This window comes from Streptomyces sp. A1277, from assembly GCF_004795015.1.
GTDB lineage: Bacteria > Actinomycetota > Actinomycetes > Streptomycetales > Streptomycetaceae > Streptomyces.
Map to the genome: position 1 here is coordinate 163,388 of NZ_SSBI01000001.1, position 18,578 is coordinate 181,965.

The window sequence follows — 18,578 nt, forward strand, 5'->3', positions numbered from 1 at the left end:
GCGAAGACCGGACGGGATCATGTGCATCCGGTGCATCCGGTGCCTCCGGGCGTATCTGTGTACGGGCCATGTACAGATCACCACACCTCTCGAACATCGACGCGGTTCCGGATAGCCTCCGGCCATGTCCAATGGTCAGTGGTACCCCCCGGAATGGCCCGGCCGCATCAGGGCCCTCGCGGCAGGCGAGCTGACCGCCGCTGTGCCCCGGCGGGCCGCCACCGTGATGCTGCTGCGGGACGACGCCACCGGCACCGGGGGCGCGCCCGCCGTCCACATGCTGCGCCGGCGCACCTCGATGGCCTTTGCCGGAGGGGCGTACGCCTATCCGGGCGGCGGCGTCGACCCCCGTGACGACGACCGGCTCGTCGGCTGGGCCGGGCCCGCGCTGGGGACCTGGGCGCAGCGGCTCGGCGTCACCACGCCGGCCGAGGCGCAGGCGATCGTCTGCGCGGCCGTCCGCGAGACGTACGAGGAGGCAGGCGTCCTGCTCGCCGGGCCGACCCCCGGGACCGTCGTCACGGACACCACGGGCGACGACTGGGAGGCCGACCGCGAGGCGCTGGTCGCGCGGGAGCTGTCGTTCGCGGAGTTCCTGGAGCGGCGCGGGCTGGTGCTGCGGTCGGATCTGCTCGGGGCGTGGGCGCGCTGGATCACCCCCGAGTTCGAACCGCGCCGCTACGACACCTGGTTCTTCGCCGCCGCGCTCCCGGCCGGCCAGCGGACCCGCAACGCCTCGACGGAGGCCGACCGCACGGTGTGGATCACCCCGGGCGACGCGGCCGACGGATACGACCGGGGCGAACTGCTGATGATGCCGCCGACCGTGGCGACGCTGAGGACCCTGCGGCCGTACGCCACCGCCGCGGAGGCTCTGGCGGCGGCCTCGGCGCAGGACCTCACCCCCGTACTCGCACAAGCCCGTCTGGACGGTGACGAACTGGTGCTGAGCTGGCCGGGGCACGAGGAGTTCACCAAGAACATTTCCAAGGCCGGTAAGGACGAAACGCGCGGCGGGGATGAAACGCCCCGCAAGGGTGGAACGCGTGCCGAGGAGAAAACGGACGGCGCGGAAGGCGGTGCGGTATGAGTGATGCGGCGGCGCTGCCGGGACAGCCGCGCGGCGGGGTGCTGTCGGGCCCCGCGACGGCCCGCGCGGTCAACGTCCTGGCTCCCAACCCGTCGGCGATGACGCTGGACGGCACCAACACGTGGATCGTCGCCGAGCCCGACTCGGACCTGGCGGTGGTCATCGATCCGGGCCCGCTGGACGAAGCCCATCTGCGGGCCGTCATCGACACCGCCGAGCAGGCGGGCCGCCGGGTCGCGCTGACGCTTCTCACCCACGGCCACCCCGACCACGCGGAGGGCGCGGCCCGGTTCGCGGAGCTGACCCGGACGAAGGTGCGGGCGCTCGATCCGGAGCTGCGGCTCGGTGACGAGGGCCTGGGCACGGGCGACGTGATCACGACCGGCGGTCTTGAGATGTACGTGGTGCCGACGCCGGGCCATACGGCGGACTCGCTGTCGTTCCACCTGCCGGCCGACCGCGCGGTGCTGACCGGGGACACGATCCTCGGCCGGGGTACGACACTGGTGGCGCATCCGGACGGGCGGCTGGGGGACTATCTCGACTCGCTGCGGCGGCTGCGCTCGCTGGCGGTCGACGACGGGGTGCACACGGTGCTGCCCGGGCACGGCCCGGTCCTGGAGGACGCGCAGGGGGCGGTCGAGTTCTACCTGGCCCATCGTGCGCACCGGCTGGCCCAGGTGGAGACGGCGGTGGAGTCCGGCTACCGGACCTCCTCCGAGGTGGTGGCCCATGTGTACGCGGACGTGGACCGTTCGCTGTGGCCGGCGGCGGAGCTGTCGGTGCGGGCGCAGCTGGAGTACCTGGTCGAGCACGGCCTGATCTGACGGGCCGTCCCCGGCATGAGTGAGGGGCCCCACCGAGCCGGTGGGGCCCCTCACACGCGCAAGCGGCGTACTGCGGCGGGGGTCAGCGGGAGCGCTTGGCCAGCCGCTCCACGTCGAGCAGGATCACCGCACGGGCCTCCAGGCGCAGCCAGCCGCGCCCCGCGAAGTCGGCGAGGGCCTTGTTGACCGTCTCGCGGGAGGCGCCGACCAGCTGGGCCAGCTCTTCCTGCGTCAGGTCGTGCACCACGTGGATGCCTTCCTCGGACTGGACGCCGAAGCGGCGCGAGAGGTCCAGGAGGGCGCGGGCGACGCGGCCCGGGACGTCGGAGAAGACCAGGTCGGACATCTGGTCGTTGGTCTTGCGCAGGCGGCGGGCGACGGCGCGCAGCAGGGCCGTGGCCACCTCGGGGCGTGCGTTGAGCCAGGGCTGCAGGTCGCCGTGGCCGAGGCCGAGGAGCTTGACCTCGGTCAGCGCGGTGGCGGTGGCGGTGCGCGGGCCCGGGTCGAAGAGCGAGAGCTCGCCGATCAGCTCGCCGGGGCCGAGGACCGCCAGCATGTTCTCGCGTCCGTCGGGGGAGGTGCGGTGGAGCTTCACCTTGCCCTCGGTGACCACATAGAGGCGGTCGCCCGGGTCACCCTCGTGGAACAGCGCGTCGCCGCGCGCGAGGGTCACCTCACTCATCGAGGCGCGGAGCTCCGCGGCCTGCTCGTCATCGAGCGCCGCGAAAAGCGGGGCGCGCCGCAGAACGTCGTCCACGAGTTCTCTCCTTGTCGGCCTGTTCAGGGAACCGTGGTCCCCATCATGCCGGACGGTAAAACAGTGCGATCAATCACAAACCAGTTTGACGCACGTGCGTGCCGGACCATACGGCAGGGGGCCGATTGGGGCTGGATCACCGGTGACCGGGGCGGATGTCAGTGGCGGGCTCTAGGCTGGCCGGGTGTCCAGAATCACCGGTGAGAGCGCAGGCCAAGGGGCTGACGGGGTGTCGGAGGGCCGCAATTCCGCTGTGGGCGAACAGGGTGCGGGCAACCGGAAGAACCCGGGGAAAGCGACAGGAAACCGGCCCGGGAGGGTGTCAGGTTCCAATTCGGCCAAGAGGGCGAAGCCCGACGGGGAGGAAGCGGTGACCGCAGAATCGAAGGGTGACGGCGCGACGACGGCCGGAGCGGGCCGTCCGAAGAAGAAGCCGGGGCGGCCGGAGTCGCACCTGGCCATGGTCCGCCGGGCCCGCCGGATCAACCGTGAGCTCGCCGAGGTCTATCCGTACGCCCATCCGGAGCTGGACTTCAGGAACCCGTTCGAACTGCTCGTCGCCACGGTCCTCTCCGCCCAGACCACGGACCTGAGGGTCAACCAGACCACTCCCGCCCTCTTCGCCGCCTATCCCACCCCCGAGGACATGGCAGCCGCCGTCCCGGAGGAACTGGAAGAGATCATTCGGCCGACCGGCTTCTTCCGGGCCAAGGCCAAGTCGCTGCTGGGCCTGTCCGCCGCCCTCCGGGACGACTTCGGCGGCGAGGTGCCGGGACGGCTCGCGGATCTCGTGAAGCTGCCGGGGGTCGGCCGCAAGACGGCCAACGTGGTTCTGGGCAACGCGTTCGGAGTACCAGGCATCACTGTGGACACCCACTTCGGCCGGCTGGTCCGGCGGTGGAAGTGGACCGGGCAGGAGGAGCCGGAGAAGGTCGAGGCGGAGATCGCGGCGATCTTCCCCAAGAGCGAGTGGACCATGCTCTCGCACCGCGTCATCTTTCACGGCCGCCGTGTCTGCCATTCCCGCAAACCCGCCTGCGGCGCCTGCCCGATCGCCCCGCTGTGCCCTTCGTACGGTGAGGGCGAGACGGACCCGGAGAAGGCCCGCAAGCTGCTGAAGTACGAGATGGGCGGCAAGCCGGGCCAGCGGCTGAGCCCGCCGCCGGACTACCCCGGAAGCCCGGCACCGCCCCTGGGCGCCGACTGACGCGGGCCGCCGCTGTGGATCGTCACCGCGATGCGCGCCCCCGGTCTCCGGGTGCGCTCTCGGCTGCGGTTCCCGATCGCGGAACGAATCGTGTGACGACAGGCGTTGTGAGACGGAGGGGTGCCTATGAAGACGCATGAACCCGGCACGGAGCAGTACGGCGGCACGGAGAGCGGTGAGGGCGCGGTCACCGTCTCGGCCGAAGGGCTGCCCGGCTGGCTCGACCCGGTGGCCCGTGCCAGCCGGACCGTACGGCCGCAGCAGCTCAGCCGCTTCCTGCCGCCCGAGAGCGGTGCGGGGCGCCAGTCGGCCGTGCTCGTCCTGTTCGGCGAGGGGGCGCGAGGCCCCGAGCTGCTTCTGATGGAACGGGCCGGAAGCCTGCGTTCCCATCCGGGCCAGCCGTCCTTCCCCGGCGGCTCCCTCGACCCGGAGGACGGCGACCAGGCGACGACCGGGCCGCTCAGGGCCGCGCTGCGGGAGGCCGAGGAGGAGACCGGCCTCGATCCGCGCGGAGTGCAGATCTTCGGCGTGCTGCCCCGGCTCTACATCCCGGTGAGCAGCTTCGTGGTGACGCCCGTGCTCGGCTGGTGGCGCACGCCCAGCCCGGTGGGCGTCGTCGATCCCGGGGAGACGGCGCGGGTCTTCACGGTTCCCGTGGCGGATCTCACGGACCCGGCCAACCGGGCGACGGCCGTTCACCCCAGCGGGCATCGGGGCCCGGCATTTCTGGTCGAATCCGCACTCGTCTGGGGGTTCACGGCCGGGGTGATCGACCGGATTCTGCACTTCGCGGGCTGGGAGCGCCCGTGGGACAGGGCCAAGCAGGTGCCGCTCGACTGGCGCGCATGACAGGCTGGCTCCCGTGCTCCGCAGCCCCGGGCCGCCCGGACCACGGAGACGTACGGGTCCGGTGACGAATCTGCGAGGCTACAGACGGTGAACGTGCTGGACATCCTGCTGCTGGCCGGTGCCGTGTGGTTCGCGGTCATCGGTTACCGCCAGGGGTTCGTCGTCGGCATCCTGTCGGTGATCGGGTTCCTGGGCGGCGGCCTCGTCGCCATCTATCTGCTGCCGGTCCTGTGGGACCAGATGACGGACGGTTCCGAGGTCTCCTCCACCGCGGCCGTCGTGGCGGTCGTCATCGTGATCGTGTGCGCGTCGGTGGGCCAGGCATTCACCACCCACCTGGGCAACAAGCTGCGCCGGCACATCACGTGGTCGCCCGCGCGCGCCCTGGACGCCACCGGCGGCGCCCTGGTCAACGTCGTGGCGATGCTGCTGGTCGCCTGGCTGATCGGCTCGGCCCTGGCAGGCACCTCGCTGCCGACGCTGGGCAAGGAGGTCCGCAGCTCCTCCGTCCTGCTGGGCGTCTCCCGGGTGATGCCGCCCCAGGCGTCCACCTGGTTCACGGACTTCTCGTCGGTCCTCGCGCAGAACGGCTTCCCGCAGGTCTTCAGCCCGTTCGCCAACGAACCGATCACCGAGGTCAGGGCCCCCGACCCGGCTCTGGTCGGCAGCCCCGTCGCGGCGCGCGCCAAGCAGTCCATCGTCAAGGTCGTCGGTACGGCCCCGAGCTGCGGCAAGGTCCTCGAAGGCACCGGTTTCGTGTTCTCCGACCGCCGCGTGATGACCAACGCCCACGTCGTCGGAGGCGTCGACGAGCCGACCGTCCAGATCGGCGGCCAGGGACGCCTGTACGACGCGAAGGTCGTCCTCTACGACTGGCGGCGCGACATCGCCGTACTCGACGTCCCCGATCTCCACGTGAAGCCGCTGCAGTTCGCCACCACGGACAACGACGCGGAGACGGGCGACAGCGCCATCGTCGCGGGCTTCCCGGAGAACGGCTCGTACGACGTACGCTCCGCGCGCGTCCGCGCCCGCATCGACGCCAGCGGCCCCGACATCTACCACCGGGGTACGGTCCGCCGCGATGTGTACTCGCTCTACACCACGGTCCGCCAGGGCAACTCCGGCGGCCCGCTGCTGACCCCCGAGGGCAAGGTGTACGGCGTCGTGTTCGCGAAATCGCTCGACGACCCGGACACGGGCTACGCGCTGACGGCGGACGAGATCCGCGACGACATCACGCAGGGCCGTACCGCCAACCAGCAGGTCGACAGCCAGGGATGCGCCCTTTAGGGCGTCGTACACCCTTCAGGGGGTCGGCAGGCGGGCCCCTGAAGCATTGCGGGGGCCGTGAGCGGGTCAGTTGCGAGGATGGCGCAGCCGCGCCGAGACCCAGCGGGCCCGGCGGCGGAGGATGCGCGAGATGCCGAGCCGGGGATCATCCAGAACGTGCAATGTGTGCACCCGGCCCCGAAGGCCGTCCCCCTCTTGAATGCCCGGAACCGCCGTGGCGGTCGAGCGACGGTTGCGTGCTGCGTCACCGAAGTCGTGCGTCCAGCCCATACCCGGACGTCTGCCCGTGCCTCATGGTCCGTAACCGCCTATCCGTCAGCCAATTGGCCTATGCGTCAGGCACGTGGCCATTTCTCGGGCGCGTGTGCCCACCGGCTAGCGGTCGGGCTCGGAATCCTTGAGCCAGTTGATGAGTTCGGCCGAGAACCCGGCCGGATCCTCCTCGTGGGGGAAGTGACCCAGACCGTCGAAAAGTCGCCACCGGTACGGTGCCTCGACGTATTCGCCGGACCCCGCGGCGCTGCGGGTGCGGACCGCCGGATCGAGTGAACCGTGCAGGTGCAGCGTCGGCACCCGCACGGGCCGTTTCATACGCCGGTTGAACTGGATGCCGTCCGGGCGCGCCAGTGAGCGCACCATCCAGCGGTACGGCTCGATCGAGCAGTGTGCCGTCGAGGGGATGGACATGGCGCGCCGGTAGACCCCCAGCGCGCTCTCGTCGGGGAACTCCGCGGTGCCCGGCCCCGCCCAGTCGGTGATCAGACGGGCCACCAACGCCGCCTCGTCGGCCACGAGCTGACGTTCCGGCACCCAGGGCCGCTGGAAGCCCCAGATGTACGAGCCGGCCCGGGACTGCGCGAAGTCGGAGAGCATCGAGGAGCGCCACCGCCGCGGGTGGGGCATCGAGGAGACGACCAGCCGGCGCACCAGCTTCGGGCGCATCACCGCGGCCGTCCAGGCCAGGTAGCCGCCCATGTCGTGGCCGACCAGGGCGGCGTCCGGCTCGCCGAGGGACCTGATCACGCCGGTGATGTCGAGCGCCAGGTTGGCGGGGTCGTAACCGCGGGGCGTGCGGTCGCTGCCGCCGACCCCGCGCAGGTCCATCGCCACGGCCCGGAAGCCCGCATCGGCGAGCGCGGGCAGCTGGTGGCGCCAGCTCCACCAGAACTGCGGGAAGCCGTGCAGGAGGAGGACCAGCGGTCCTTCACCCATTTCAGCGATGTGGAAGCGGGCGCCGTTCGCCGCGACGTCCCGGTGGGTCCAGGGGCCGTCGAGGCGGACGGGGCCGCCGGCCGGGGCGAACGGGGCGGGGGCGGGGTCCGCCGGGCCGTCCGGCCCTTCGTGGCCCGCCCGGTTTTCCGGGCCCAGTGGGCCGAACGCGCTGGAATCGGGGACCGTCATGTGGTTGAGCGTGCCACAGCCGACGCGTTGTCCTGGACCGGAACGTTCTCGATGGCCCGGTCCGCGAGGGTGCTGCCGCCGACCGGGAGGATCGCGTCGGCGGCGATGCCCGGACGGGGGTGCGGCTTGACGCCCTGGAGGACGGCGGCGGTCTGCTTCGCGGAGGCGATGGACTTCTCCGGCGGCTTGACCTTCTTGAACTTCGCGTAGCCGAAGAGCGCGAGCAGGATCCCCAGAAGGATGAACGCACCGCCCACGATCAGGAACGACAAGGCGAGGCCCAGGCCCAGGTTGTGGATTCCGTACGCGGCCGCGAAGCTCAGCACCGGGATCGCGAACAGGAGCAGCACGCCCGTGACGATGAACGCCACGCTGCCGATGACGCCTCGCTTGACGTCCTGCCGCACCTCGGCCTTGGCCAGGGCGATCTCGTCGTGCACCAGCGCCGACAGTTCGGCCGTCGCCGACGCGACCAGCTGGCCGAGACTGCGGTCGGCGCTGCCCGCGTAATTGCCGGGGTCGCTCATCCCTGACTCCCTCTCCTGTTCAACACGTCCGATGTCAGATCATGCCGGACTGTCCGGCTTGTTGCTCGCTGCCCCCGCCAGTCGGGCAAGGCGGCGGTGCTCGGCCGCCTTCTTCTCGTGGATGGCGGCCATCCGCAGGTGGTACTCCGGGTCGTCCTGTTCGTAGACGTCCGGCACTCCGGATCCGTCCTCGTCGAGTTCCTCGGCGTCGGACAGCGCTCTGTATCTGCGTACCCGCAGTTTGAGCAGTACACCGGAGAGTACGGCGGCAATCAGGGAGCCGAGCAGAACCGACGCCTTGATCTCGTTGATCATGTCGTCGTCACCGGCGAAGGCGAGCTCCCCGATCAGCAGCGAGACGGTGAAACCGATGCCGGCGAGTGTGGCGATCGCGAAGACGTCCGCCCAGGCCAGGTCCTTGTTGAGCTCCGCCTTGGTGAGCCGGGTGGTCAGCCACGTACCGCCGAACACGCCGATCGTCTTGCCGGCGACGAGTCCCAGAACGACGCCGAGCGTTTCGGGGCGGCTGAATACACCGGCCAGCGCGCCGCCGGAGAGGGAGACGCCGGCGGAGAACAGCGCGAACACCGGGACGGCGAAGCCTGCCGACAGCGGGTGGACCAGATGCTCGGTGCGTTCACCGGGTGAGTGGTCCTCGCCCTCGCGGCGGGTGCAGCGGAGCATCAGGCCCATGGCGACACCGGCGATGGTGGCGTGGATGCCGCTGTTGTACATCAGCCCCCAGATGACCAGGGCGAGCGGGACGTAGACGTACCAGCCGCGCACGCCCAGCCGCAGCAGCAGGTAGAAGATGCCGAGGCCGGCGAACGCGCCGACGAGCGTCAGGAAGTTGATGTCCTCGGTGAAGAAGACGGCGATGATCAGGATCGCGAAGAGGTCGTCCACGACGGCGAGGGTCAGCAGGAAAGCGCGGAGTGCGGCCGGCAGCGAGGTGCCGATGACTGCGAGTACGGCGAGTGCGAAGGCGATGTCGGTGGCGGTGGGCACCGCCCACCCGTCCGTGGAACCGTCGCCGAACACGTTGACCAGCGTGTAGACGACCGCCGGCACGGCCATGCCGCAGAGCGCGGCGGCCACCGGGAGCGCGGCGGCCTTGGGGTCACGCAACTCACCCGCGACGAGTTCCCGTTTGAGTTCGACGCCGGCGACGAAGAAGAAGACCGCGAGCAGTCCGTCTGCGGCCCAGTGCGCCACGGAGAGATGGAGTCCGAGGGCCTCGGGCCCGAAATGGAAGTGGCTGACGGCCGCGTAGCTCGGTCCGAAGGTGTTCGCCCATACCAGCGCGGCCACGGCGGCGACCAGCAGGATGACACCGCCGACGGTCTCCGTCCGCAGGGCGTCGGCGACGAAGTTGCGCTCAGGGAGCGGCAGCAGGCCCAGAAACGTACGGCGGGGGCCGGTGGGTGCGGGGTTGGGCGTGGCCACGGGGAGAGACCTCCGGGTCGGTACGGCAGCGATGGCATGGCTGATGCACTTGCCGACCAGACTTCCCGGCACCCCTGTGGACTTTTTTCTTATCTTTTTATCGATCAGCTGCCACTGTACCCGGGGACATGGGGGCGGGGGTGTGGGTAGTGATCTTCACTTTAAGTGCCTGAAGGGCATCCGGCGCGTTGCCGGATGCCCTTCAGGACTCAGTCCCCGCACTTGGCCCTGGGCTCGGCCGCCGGCCTGGGCAAGCGGCCTGGGCAAGCGGCCTGGGCCGGCGGCCCCAGGCCCGTGGTCTCGTGCCCTGGTCTCAGTCCTCGGAGGGGGCCGACGGCAGCTGGGTCTGGATGAGGTCCATGACTGAGGCGTCGGTGAGGGTGGTGACGTCTCCGAGGGCGCGGTTTTCGGCGACGTCGCGCAGGAGGCGCCGCATGATTTTGCCGGAGCGGGTCTTGGGTAGTTCGGCGACGGGCATGATGCGCTTGGGTTTGGCGATCGGGCCGAGTGTGGTGCCGACGTGGTTGCGTAGTTGTGCCACCAGTTCGTCGGAGGCGGTTGCCGTGCCGCGCAGGATGACGAAGGCGACGATGGCCTGGCCGGTCGTCTCGTCGGCGGCGCCGACCACGGCGGCTTCGGCGACCGAGGGGTGCGAGACGAGCGCGGATTCGACCTCGGTGGTGGAGATGTTGTGCCCGGAGACCAGCATGACGTCATCGACCCGGCCCAGCAGCCAGATGTCGCCGTCCTCGTCCTTCTTGGCGCCGTCGCCGGCGAAGTACTTGCCTTCGAAGCGTGACCAGTAGGTGTCGAGGAACCGCTGGTCGTCGCGCCAGATGGTGCGCAGCATGGAGGGCCACGGTTCGGTGAGGACGAGGTAGCCGCCTCCGCCGTTGGGCACCTCGCGGGCCTCGTCGTCGACGACGGTGGCCGAGATGCCCGGGAGAGCGCGCTGGGCGCTTCCCGGCTTGGTCTGTGTGACGCCGGGCAGCGGCGAGATCATCATCGTGCCGGTCTCGGTCTGCCACCAGGTGTCCACGATCGGGCACTTGTCGGCACCGATGTGCTTGCGGTACCAGATCCAGGCTTCGGGGTTGATGGGCTCGCCGACCGAGCCGAGGACGCGCAGGGAGGTCAGGTCGAACTTGGCGGGGATGTCGTCCCCCCACTTCATGAACGTACGGATCGCGGTCGGCGCGGTGTAGAGGATCGTGACCCCGTACTTCTGGACGATCTCCCAGAAGCGCCCCTGGTGCGGGGTGTCGGGGGTGCCCTCGTACATCACCTGCGTGGCGCCGTTGGCCAGCGGCCCGTAGACGATGTACGAGTGCCCGGTCACCCAGCCGATGTCGGCGGTGCACCAGTAGACGTCGCTCGAAGGCTTGAGGTCGAAGACCGCGTGGTGGGTGTAGGCCGCCTGGGTGAGGTAGCCGCCGGAGGTGTGCAGGATGCCCTTGGGCTTCCCGGTCGTGCCCGACGTGTACAGGATGAACAGCGGCTGCTCCGCCTCGAACGCCTGGGGGGTGTGCTCGGCGGACTGGCGGGTGGTGATCTCGTGCCACCAGATGTCGCGGCCCTCGGTCCAGGCGGTGTCCTGGCCGGTGCGGCGGACGACGAGGACGTGCTCCACGCTGTCGATGCGGGAGACGGCGTCGTCGACGGCGGGCTTGAGCGCAGAGGGCTTGCCGCGGCGGTATCCGCCGTCTGCGGTGATGACGACCTTCGCGTCCGCGTCCTGGATGCGGGCGGCGATGGCGTCGGCGGAGAAGCCGCCGAAGACGACCGAGTGTGCTGCACCGATGCGGGCGCAGGCCAGCATCGCGACGGCGGCCTCGGGAATCATCGGGAGGTAGACGGCGACCCGGTCGCCCTTGGCGACACCGAGCTCGGTGAGGGCGTTCGCGGCGCGGGAGACCTCGTCCTTCAGCTCTGCGTAGGTGATGGCGCGGCTGTCACCGGGCTCGCCCTCGAAGTGGATGGCGACCCGGTCACCGTTGCCGGCCTCGACGTGGCGGTCCACGCAGTTGTACGCGACGTTGAGCTCGCCATCCGCGAACCACTTCGCGAAGGGCGGATTGCTCCAGTCGAGCGTCTCGGTCGGTTCGGTGGCCCAGGTCAGGCGGCGGGCCTGCTCGGCCCAGAAGCCCAGCCGGTCCGCTTCGGCCTGCTCGTACGCCTCTGCTGTGACGTTGGCGTTGGCGGCCAGCTCGGCAGGCGGAGCGAACTTCCGCTCTTCCCGAAGCAGGTTGGCCAGGCTCTCGTTGCTCACGACTTCTCCCAGTCCCAGGGTGTCCGTTGTGTCCCGGGGCATAGCTCATCAGGCCCAAGGCCGGGTGACAAGTGTCTGCCGGGAATTGGTTTAGACCTGTGTCTCGTGTATAGAGGCATGATCCCGCTTCCACGCCCGGTGGGCGCGGTGGGGTACGGCGCCGGTGTGGCGGTGTGGCATGTGGTGACGTGGAAACGGGATCACAAGGTCTCACGGACCCGGGGCCTGCGCGGTTCAGGTGCCGATGTGTGCCAGCTCGGCCGGATGGGCGGGCGCGATCAGGTCGAAGACCTCATCCGGCCCGTTTCCGGCGCTCGCGCGGTCAGTCAGCAGATACGACTGTGCCTCGGCGACATGGAAGTACATGCCGTGGAGCTGAAGAGTGCCGTCGGCGATGCGGCGCGCCACCGATGGATGGGCCCGCAGATGATCGAGCTGCTGGACCACGTTGGTCAGACAGAGTTGCTCCACCGCGTCGGCGGGCAGTCGGCCGGAGAGCCTGGCGGGGGCGTGATTGCCCGAGGCCACCCGCTCCAGGCTGGAAAGCCCGTGCCGTAGCCAGCGCCACAGCGACGTTTCCCGGGTGTCCGGCTCGGCCCCGAGGAGCGCGTTCATCGCGCCGCAGCCGGAGTGCCCGCACACGGTGATGGACTGGACGCCGAGCATGTCCACCGCGTACTCGATAGCGGCCCCCACTGAATGGTCGCCGTCCTCGGCGTCCGGCGGTGGTACCAGGTTGCCGATGTTGCGCACGGTGAACAGGTCGCCCGGCCCACTGGCCGTGATCATGCTGGTCACCAGACGGGAGTCCGCGCAGGTGATGAAGAGCTGTGAGGGACGCTGACCTTCCTCGGCGAGCCGTGCCAGCTCCCCACGGACCAGGGGCGCCGTATCGCGCTGGAACGATCTGAGACCTCTGACCAGCCGGTGAGCGGCCATCGCGAGCGCGGGCCGGGTGGTGGGTGCGGGCTGCACAGGGCGTGGAGCCGGTGCGGGGCGCGGAGACGAGGCGGGGTGCGGAGACGAGGCTGGGTGCGCAGACGAGGCTGGGTGCGCAGACGAGGCGAGGTACGGAGCCGACGCGGGGTGCGCAGACGAGGCGAGGTACGGAGCCGACGCGGGGTGCGCAGACGAGGCGAGGTACGGAGCCGACGCGGGGTGCGCAGACGGGGCGAGGTACGGAGCCGACGCGGGGTGCGTGGGCTGCTGGGCTGGTTGGGTCGGGCCGGGGGCCCCGTCCGATTCGGTGCGGGGCATGGCCGGGGATGTGGTGTGGCTGGGGGTGGGGCCGGGGATGTGCTGGGCGGCGGCGGGGGGAGCGTTGTTGGTGGCGGGGCCGGTGGGGGCGGATGTGGCCTCGGGGGGCTCGGTGGGCGTGGCCGCGTGAGTGGAGGCGGCGGTGCCAGTGGCCGAGATTGGGGCAGGGGCAGGGGCAGGGGCAGGGGCAGGGGCAGGGGCAGGGGCAGGGGCAGAGCCGGTGGTGGGCTGGTGGTCGGGTCGGTCGGCGGTCGATCCTGTGGGCGGCGGCGCGTGTTCGGGCTGGTCGTGGCAGTGGTGGTTGCGCCACGGGGTCCACGGGCGGCAGCAGGAATGAGCCGCGGAGGCGGGCTCGGCGATTCTGTCGCCCGGTCTGCCGGCGAAGGCCACTCGGCCGCCGTGCGCGGTATGGGCGTTGCTCCAGTCCTGGATTGCCTCGTATGCCGCGTGATCCATGAAGAAACCGTCCAGCTCGAGGAGTACGTCGGCGTCCTGGGGCAGCCGACCAAATGTTCGGCTGAGCCGTGGCACGGCCAGGAAGGTCAACTGCCCGCGTACGACGACGAGGTGCCGGCCGTGCTGTTCGTCGACCGAAATGCGGGTGCGGGCCAGCCGATGCAGGGCGACCGCCACCGCCGCCGCGATCCCGATCGCCACGCCATTGAGAACGCCGACGAGCAGCACCCCGGCGATCGTCGCGCCGTACACAAGGAACTCGCGGTGCCTGTGGACGTTGCGGATGTGCGCCAAGCTCACCATCTTGAGGCCGACCATCATCACCAGCGCACCGAGAGCGGCCAGTGGGATGCGCTCCAGGGCGGTGACAAGCAGGGCGGAGGCGAGCAGAATCCACACGCCGTGCAACACGGTCGAGGCACGGCCGGTCGCCCCGGCCCGCACATTCGCCGAGCTGCGAACGGCCCCGCCGGAGACCGCCAGCCCACCCAGCAGGCCCGATACCGCATTGGCAACGCCTTGTGCGCGGAGCTCCCGGTCCAGGTCGGAGCGTCTGAGCGGGGGACCGGGCCGACCGGAGGCGGCTGCCTTCTGCCCGTTTCCTGCCACCGCTGCTCCGGCCGGCTGCTCACGGTTTCGGTCGGCGGCCAGCTTGTCCACGGCGACGGCGGCGAGCAGCGACTCGAGGCTGGCCACCAGCATCATCGTGAAGACGGCTGTAGCCAGTCCGAGCACGGGGCCCTGCGGCATTTCGGGGAAGGCGTGCGAGCGCCAGGACGGCAGATCGACCCGGGCGATCGATGGCGCCGCCCATGCTGCAGCGGCGGTGGCGAGCCCTACGGAGGCCAGGGCTGCCGGAACGCGGCGCAGGAGCAGACCTGCCCGTCCGGGCATGCGCGGCCACAGCATCAGAATCGCGATGGTGAGCGCGCCGATCAAGGGAGCCGCTGGACTGATACGTGCCAACTGCTCGGGTAGATGGAGAGCGTTGGAGACGGCGGAGCTCTGCGGTGAGCCGCCCAGCACGATGTGCAGTTGAGCGAGGGCGATAGCCACACCGATCCCGGCGAGCGTGCCATGCACGATGGCGGGACTGACGGCGAGTGCGCTGCGCGCTGCGCGCAGCGAACCCAGTGTGAGCTGAAGCAGTCCTGCTCCGATGGTGATGGCGCAGGTAGTGCGCCAGCCGTAGATCTGGATCACCTCGGCCGTCACCACGGTCAGTCCGGCGGACGGGCCGGAGACCTGGAGGGGAGTCCCGCCGAGCAGTCCGGCGACGATGCCGCCGACCGCGGCGGAGATGAGGCCCGCTTCAAGCGGGGCGTTCATGGCGACGGCCAGGCCCAGCGACATGGGGATGGCGAGCAGGAAGACGGTGATGGACGCGGACACGTCGGCGCCCGCGATCGGGAATCGGCCACCGCGCTGCGGTGGCGGGCTGTGTGGTCGCTTGACTCCCGAGGACCGGGGAGGGCGCGAGCTGCGGGACGAGCGGTCGTGACGAGTGGGTACGCAGGCAGACATGTTTCCCGTCTCCTCCTGAGTGGCGCGGTCGCGAAATGCGGTGACGCGGGCCGTGGATCACGGCGTGCAGCAGCGGGATATCTCAACTCTTGGTAAATAGATCGTAATGGAGAGTAAAGAACCGTGTCCAGGGTTAGTGGCAAATGGGCCATCTGACCACCCATTCCGGTGAATAGGCAGCTTTTCATTCGGCCTGTCGTGCTGATCGCCGTGTCATGCGTGCGACCTTGGCCGCGCCGTGTCGGCACTCGGCGCAAGCTACCTGCGAGAAAGAGGGTGGGCGGATGATGGCCGCCACGAAGAAGATCGCCTTGGGCGTCATGGCCGTCGCGCTGGCCGTGGGGGCGGCCGGATGCGCGGCCTCGGGTCCGGAGTCACAGGCTTCGGGGCTCGGAGCCGTGAACGGCGCCGCCGGGGAGAAGAAGAAGGCTGCGGAAGCGGCACCCAAGAGTGTGTTCCGGGCCATCGGTGACGGATCCACCGCGTTCACGGGCCTTCAGCCCAAGCAGCCGGCGGTGCAGCGCCTGACGGCCGGCCAGAAGCCGCCGCAGTTCGTGGTGTTCTCATGGGACGGGGCGGGTGAGGACAGCCAAAAACTCTTCTCGCACTTTCGCGCGGTCGGCAAGAAGTACCACGCCAACATGACGTACTTCCTGAGCGGCGTCTATCTGCTGCCCGAAGCGAAGCGGACGCAGTACGACCCGCCCAAGCACAACGCCGGAAGCTCCGACATCGGCTTCAACGACACCAAGGGCATCCGGAACACCCTCACCGAGCTGCGCGGCGCCTGGCAGGACGGGAATGAGATCGGCACCCACTTCAACGGGCACTTCTGCGGCAAGGACGGCGGCGTCGGCACCTGGTCCGTCGACGAGTGGAAGAGCGAGATCAACCAGGCCAAGTCCTTCGTGAAGAGCTGGAAGACCAACGATCCGGACCTGAAGAGCGAGAAGGCACTCCCCTTCGACTACGACAAGGAACTCGTCGGCGGACGCACCCCCTGCCTGGAGGGCCAGAAGAACATGGTGGCGGCGGCACGCTCCATGGGATTCCGCTATGACTCCAGCGGCGTCAACAACCAGGTCTGGCCGAAGAAGAAGGACGGGATCTGGGACCTCTCCATGCAGCTCGTCCCGGTGCCGGGACGCGGCTTCGAGACGCTGTCGATGGACTACAACTTCATGTTCAACCAGTCCGGTACGACGCAGGGGGACCCGGACCAGCGTGAGTACTGGGGCAACCAGATGCGGGACGGCCTTCTCCAGGCATTCGACCGCGCGTATGACGGCAACCGCGCGCCGCTGATCATCGGGAACCACTTCGAGTCCTGGAACGGTGGCACGTACATGCGTGCCATCGAGGAGACGATCGCGACGGTCTGCACCAAGAAGGACGTGCGTTGCGTTTCGTTCAGACAGCTGGCGGACTGGCTCGACGCGCAGGATCCGGCGACGCTGGTGAAGCTCGAAACGTTGAAGGTCGGCCAGGCGCCGAAGGCCGGGTGGCCCGCCTTCCTCGAAGCAGGCACTGCCTCCGGCCGGGACCAGACGGCTTCGAAGGCACCCGCGGCGGCCGCGGGCAATCCCGCCGGCCGATAGGAGCTGAGGCGCCCTCCTCGCCGGGCGCCGGGCAAATGGCATGCCCGGCGCCGTCCGGCCGCATCGGGGCGAATGGCCCGGCTGCGCCCCAGCCGGGCCGGGCTCGGCCCGGTCCCCTGGCGCCGCCCGCTCAGACAGGCTGCACGGCTTCGGCCCCAATGCGGCGCTCGTCGAGCACGAAGGCCGGATCGACCTGGGCAGCGAGATCGGCACCGGTCTTCTCGTTGCCCCAGCTCTCCGCGTTCCGCAGGTGGAAGTGGACCATCTGCCGTGTGTAACGGCCCCAGTCCCGCCGCTCGTACGAGTCCTCCGCGGCATTCTGCAAGGCTTGCAGGGCCATCCTGTTGTCCGCCTCCAGCAACTCGAAGCGTGCGGGACGGCCCTTCTCCATGGCCCGCACCCAGTCGGAGTGGCCGACGGTGACCAACAGGTCATCGCCCGCCTCGTCGCGCAGGAACTCCAGGTCGTCCTCGCCCTGCACCTTGTTGCCGACGACCTTCAGGTCAACGCCGAAGTCCCGTGCGTACTCCTTGTACTGGCGGTAGACGGAGACGCCCTTCCGGGTCGGCTCGGCGATGAGGAACGTCATGTCGAAGCGGGTGAACATCCCCGAGGCGAACGAATCCGAGCCGGCGGTCATGTCGACCACCACGTATTCGTCGGGTCCGTCAACGAGGTGGTTGAGACAGAGCTCAACCGCGCCGACCTTGGAGTGGTAGCAGGCCACACCGAGATCCGACTCGGTGAACGGCCCGGTCGCCATCAAGCGGACGTCTCCGTCGTCGAGCCGCACCGTGCGGGCGCAGGCGTCGTAGATCGGGTTGTCCTCGCGCACGCGCAGCAGGCGTGAGCCCTCGCCCGGCGGGGTCGTCTTGATCATCGTCTCGGCCGAGGCGATGCGCGGATTGCTGCCGCGCAGATACTCCTTGATCAGAGGCAGTTGCGCTCCCATGGCGGGCAGCGCTGCGGATTCCTCCTCGTCGAGGCCGAGAGCGGCCCCGAGGTGCTGATTGATGTCGGCGTCCACCGCGACGACGTGGGCTTCATTGGCGGCGAGGTGGCGGATGAAGAGCGAGGACAGCGTGGTCTTGCCGCTGCCGCCCTTCCCTACGAAAGCGATCTTCATGTTCACCTAAGGTAGTCGATCGATTGCTTTGTGTTGCAGGGTTTCGTGAAGAAGGCCACTCCCGGCCGGTGGTCGTGTCTGAGGCGCGTAGCCTCGCTACTTATGAGTACGACTTCCTCGGACCCGCTTGTCGCTCTGGGTGCTCTGCCGGGCGTCACCGACGCGGTGGACTCGGTACGCAAGGCCGTCGACCGCGTCTACGGCCACCGCGTGATGCGGCGTCGCAGCAACGAGGTCACCGCGGAGGCCGCACTGCGGGGGGCCCGCGGGTCGGCCGCGCTGTCCGGCGCCGACTGGAACCTTGAGGAGGTGCGGCGGCGCACCGACTTCAGTGGTGACGGCGAGGCAGGTGTGATCGGGGCCGCTCTTCGCCTGACGGCGGAAGCGGGGCAGCTTCTGTCCATCTGGCGGCAGTCTCCGCTGCGCGTCCTGGCCCGGCTTCACCTGGTGGCTGCGGGCAGTGCCGCACCCGAGGATGCGGTGGGTCGACCCCGGCTCGCTGGTGAGCCGGTGGACGAGCCGCTGATCGAAGCGCCGTTGCCGAGCGCGGACGAAGTCGCGGGCCGACTGGACGGGCTGAGCCGGCTCATCCTCGCGGGAAGCGAGGCGCCCGCCCTGGTGACGGCCGCCGTCGTCCACGGAGAGTTGCTGGCCCTGCGTCCCTTCGGCTCCTGCAACGGCCTGGTGGCACGGACCGCGGAACGGATTGTGCTGATCGGAAGCGGGCTCGACCCGAAGTCGATCTGCCCGGCCGAAGTCGGTCACGCCGAACAGGGGCGGGCCGCATATGTGGCGGCCTTCGACGGTTATCTGTCGGGATCGCCGGAAGGTATGGCGGCCTGGATCAAGCACTGCGGCCGCTCGGCGGAACTGGGTGTCCGCGAGTCGACGGCCGTGTGTGAGGCGCTTCAGCGGGGCGCCGCGTAGCGCGCTCCCCGCAGCCGGTGCCGG

The 18,578-nt window shown here is 69.9% G+C and carries 15 protein-coding genes; 7 read left to right on the plus strand and 8 right to left on the minus strand.

What is annotated here, in order from left to right:
• Window positions 1-124: 124 nt before the first annotated feature.
• Together E6R18_RS00780 and E6R18_RS00785 are read left to right on the plus strand one after the other, a co-directional pair.
• Window positions 125-1,090 carry an NUDIX hydrolase gene (locus tag E6R18_RS00780; protein ID WP_240799539.1) on the plus strand — a complete coding sequence of 322 codons (966 nt, stop codon included), beginning with the start codon at window positions 125-127 and terminating at the stop codon, window positions 1,088-1,090.
• Entirely contained in the window at window positions 1,087-1,917 is an 831-nt protein-coding gene (locus tag E6R18_RS00785) for an MBL fold metallo-hydrolase (protein WP_136314857.1), read from the plus strand. Before E6R18_RS00780 ends, E6R18_RS00785 begins: the two co-directional genes overlap by 4 nt.
• Window positions 1,918-1,999: 82 nt before the next feature.
• Here the strand turns inward: E6R18_RS00785 and E6R18_RS00790 are convergent, their stop codons facing one another.
• Window positions 2,000-2,674: a Crp/Fnr family transcriptional regulator gene (locus E6R18_RS00790; RefSeq protein ID WP_014046869.1), complete on the minus strand. Its 675-nt coding sequence runs from the start codon at window positions 2,672-2,674 to the stop codon at window positions 2,000-2,002.
• 370 nt (window positions 2,675-3,044) lie between these two features.
• Here E6R18_RS00790 and nth point away from each other — a divergent pair, with 370 nt between their 5' ends.
• The 3 genes from nth to E6R18_RS00805 all read left to right on the plus strand — a co-directional run bounded on the left by nth (window position 3,045) and on the right by E6R18_RS00805 (window position 6,023).
• Window positions 3,045-3,881, plus strand: coding sequence for an endonuclease III (nth, locus tag E6R18_RS00795; protein WP_136314858.1), 837 nt, complete (start codon window positions 3,045-3,047; stop codon window positions 3,879-3,881).
• Window positions 3,882-4,007: 126 nt separating this feature from the next.
• Entirely contained in the window at window positions 4,008-4,730 is a 723-nt protein-coding gene (locus tag E6R18_RS00800; protein WP_136314859.1) for a CoA pyrophosphatase, read from the plus strand.
• Window positions 4,731-4,817: 87 nt separating this feature from the next.
• Window positions 4,818-6,023, plus strand: a complete 1,206-nt coding sequence (locus E6R18_RS00805) for a MarP family serine protease (RefSeq protein ID WP_136314860.1) — start codon at window positions 4,818-4,820, stop codon at window positions 6,021-6,023.
• Window positions 6,024-6,089: 66 nt separating this feature from the next.
• Here the strand turns inward: E6R18_RS00805 and E6R18_RS34560 are convergent, their stop codons facing one another.
• The 6 genes from E6R18_RS34560 to E6R18_RS00835 all read right to left on the minus strand — a co-directional run bounded on the left by E6R18_RS34560 (window position 6,090) and on the right by E6R18_RS00835 (window position 14,903).
• Entirely contained in the window at window positions 6,090-6,293 is a 204-nt protein-coding gene (locus tag E6R18_RS34560) for a hypothetical protein (RefSeq protein WP_136314861.1), read from the minus strand.
• A gap of 105 nt (window positions 6,294-6,398) precedes the next feature.
• Window positions 6,399-7,424: an alpha/beta hydrolase gene (locus E6R18_RS00815; protein WP_136314862.1), complete on the minus strand. Its 1,026-nt coding sequence runs from the start codon at window positions 7,422-7,424 to the stop codon at window positions 6,399-6,401.
• On the minus strand, window positions 7,421-7,951 hold the full coding sequence (locus E6R18_RS00820) for a phage holin family protein (protein ID WP_136314863.1): 531 nt from the start codon (window positions 7,949-7,951) through the stop codon (window positions 7,421-7,423). The genes E6R18_RS00815 and E6R18_RS00820 overlap by 4 nt, the downstream gene beginning before the upstream one ends.
• A gap of 39 nt (window positions 7,952-7,990) precedes the next feature.
• Window positions 7,991-9,397, minus strand: a complete 1,407-nt coding sequence (nhaA, locus tag E6R18_RS00825; protein ID WP_136314864.1) for a Na+/H+ antiporter NhaA — start codon at window positions 9,395-9,397, stop codon at window positions 7,991-7,993.
• Window positions 9,398-9,710: 313 nt separating this feature from the next.
• Complete coding sequence (gene acs, locus E6R18_RS00830; RefSeq protein WP_136314865.1) at window positions 9,711-11,708, minus strand: acetate--CoA ligase; 1,998 nt, start codon at window positions 11,706-11,708, stop codon at window positions 9,711-9,713.
• Window positions 11,709-11,900: 192 nt separating this feature from the next.
• A complete protein-coding gene (locus tag E6R18_RS00835; RefSeq protein WP_136314866.1) occupies window positions 11,901-14,903 on the minus strand; it encodes a SulP family inorganic anion transporter in 3,003 nt (1,000 codons plus the stop codon).
• A 284-nt stretch (window positions 14,904-15,187) separates the two neighbouring features.
• Here E6R18_RS00835 and E6R18_RS00840 point away from each other — a divergent pair, with 284 nt between their 5' ends.
• The gene (locus E6R18_RS00840) at window positions 15,188-16,501 is read left to right on the plus strand and encodes a hypothetical protein (RefSeq protein WP_136314867.1); all 1,314 of its coding nucleotides are present in this window, start codon (window positions 15,188-15,190) and stop codon (window positions 16,499-16,501) included.
• Window positions 16,502-16,631: 130 nt separating this feature from the next.
• Here E6R18_RS00840 and E6R18_RS00845 read toward each other — a convergent pair whose 3' ends face one another.
• Window positions 16,632-17,627 (minus strand): ATP-binding protein, encoded by a 996-nt coding sequence (locus E6R18_RS00845; protein ID WP_136314868.1) that lies wholly within the window; start codon window positions 17,625-17,627, stop codon window positions 16,632-16,634.
• A 102-nt stretch (window positions 17,628-17,729) separates the two neighbouring features.
• Between E6R18_RS00845 and E6R18_RS00850 the strand changes: the two genes are divergently transcribed.
• Window positions 17,730-18,554 carry an oxidoreductase gene (locus E6R18_RS00850; RefSeq protein ID WP_136314869.1) on the plus strand — a complete coding sequence of 275 codons (825 nt, stop codon included), beginning with the start codon at window positions 17,730-17,732 and terminating at the stop codon, window positions 18,552-18,554.
• Window positions 18,555-18,578: the final 24 nt, after the last annotated feature.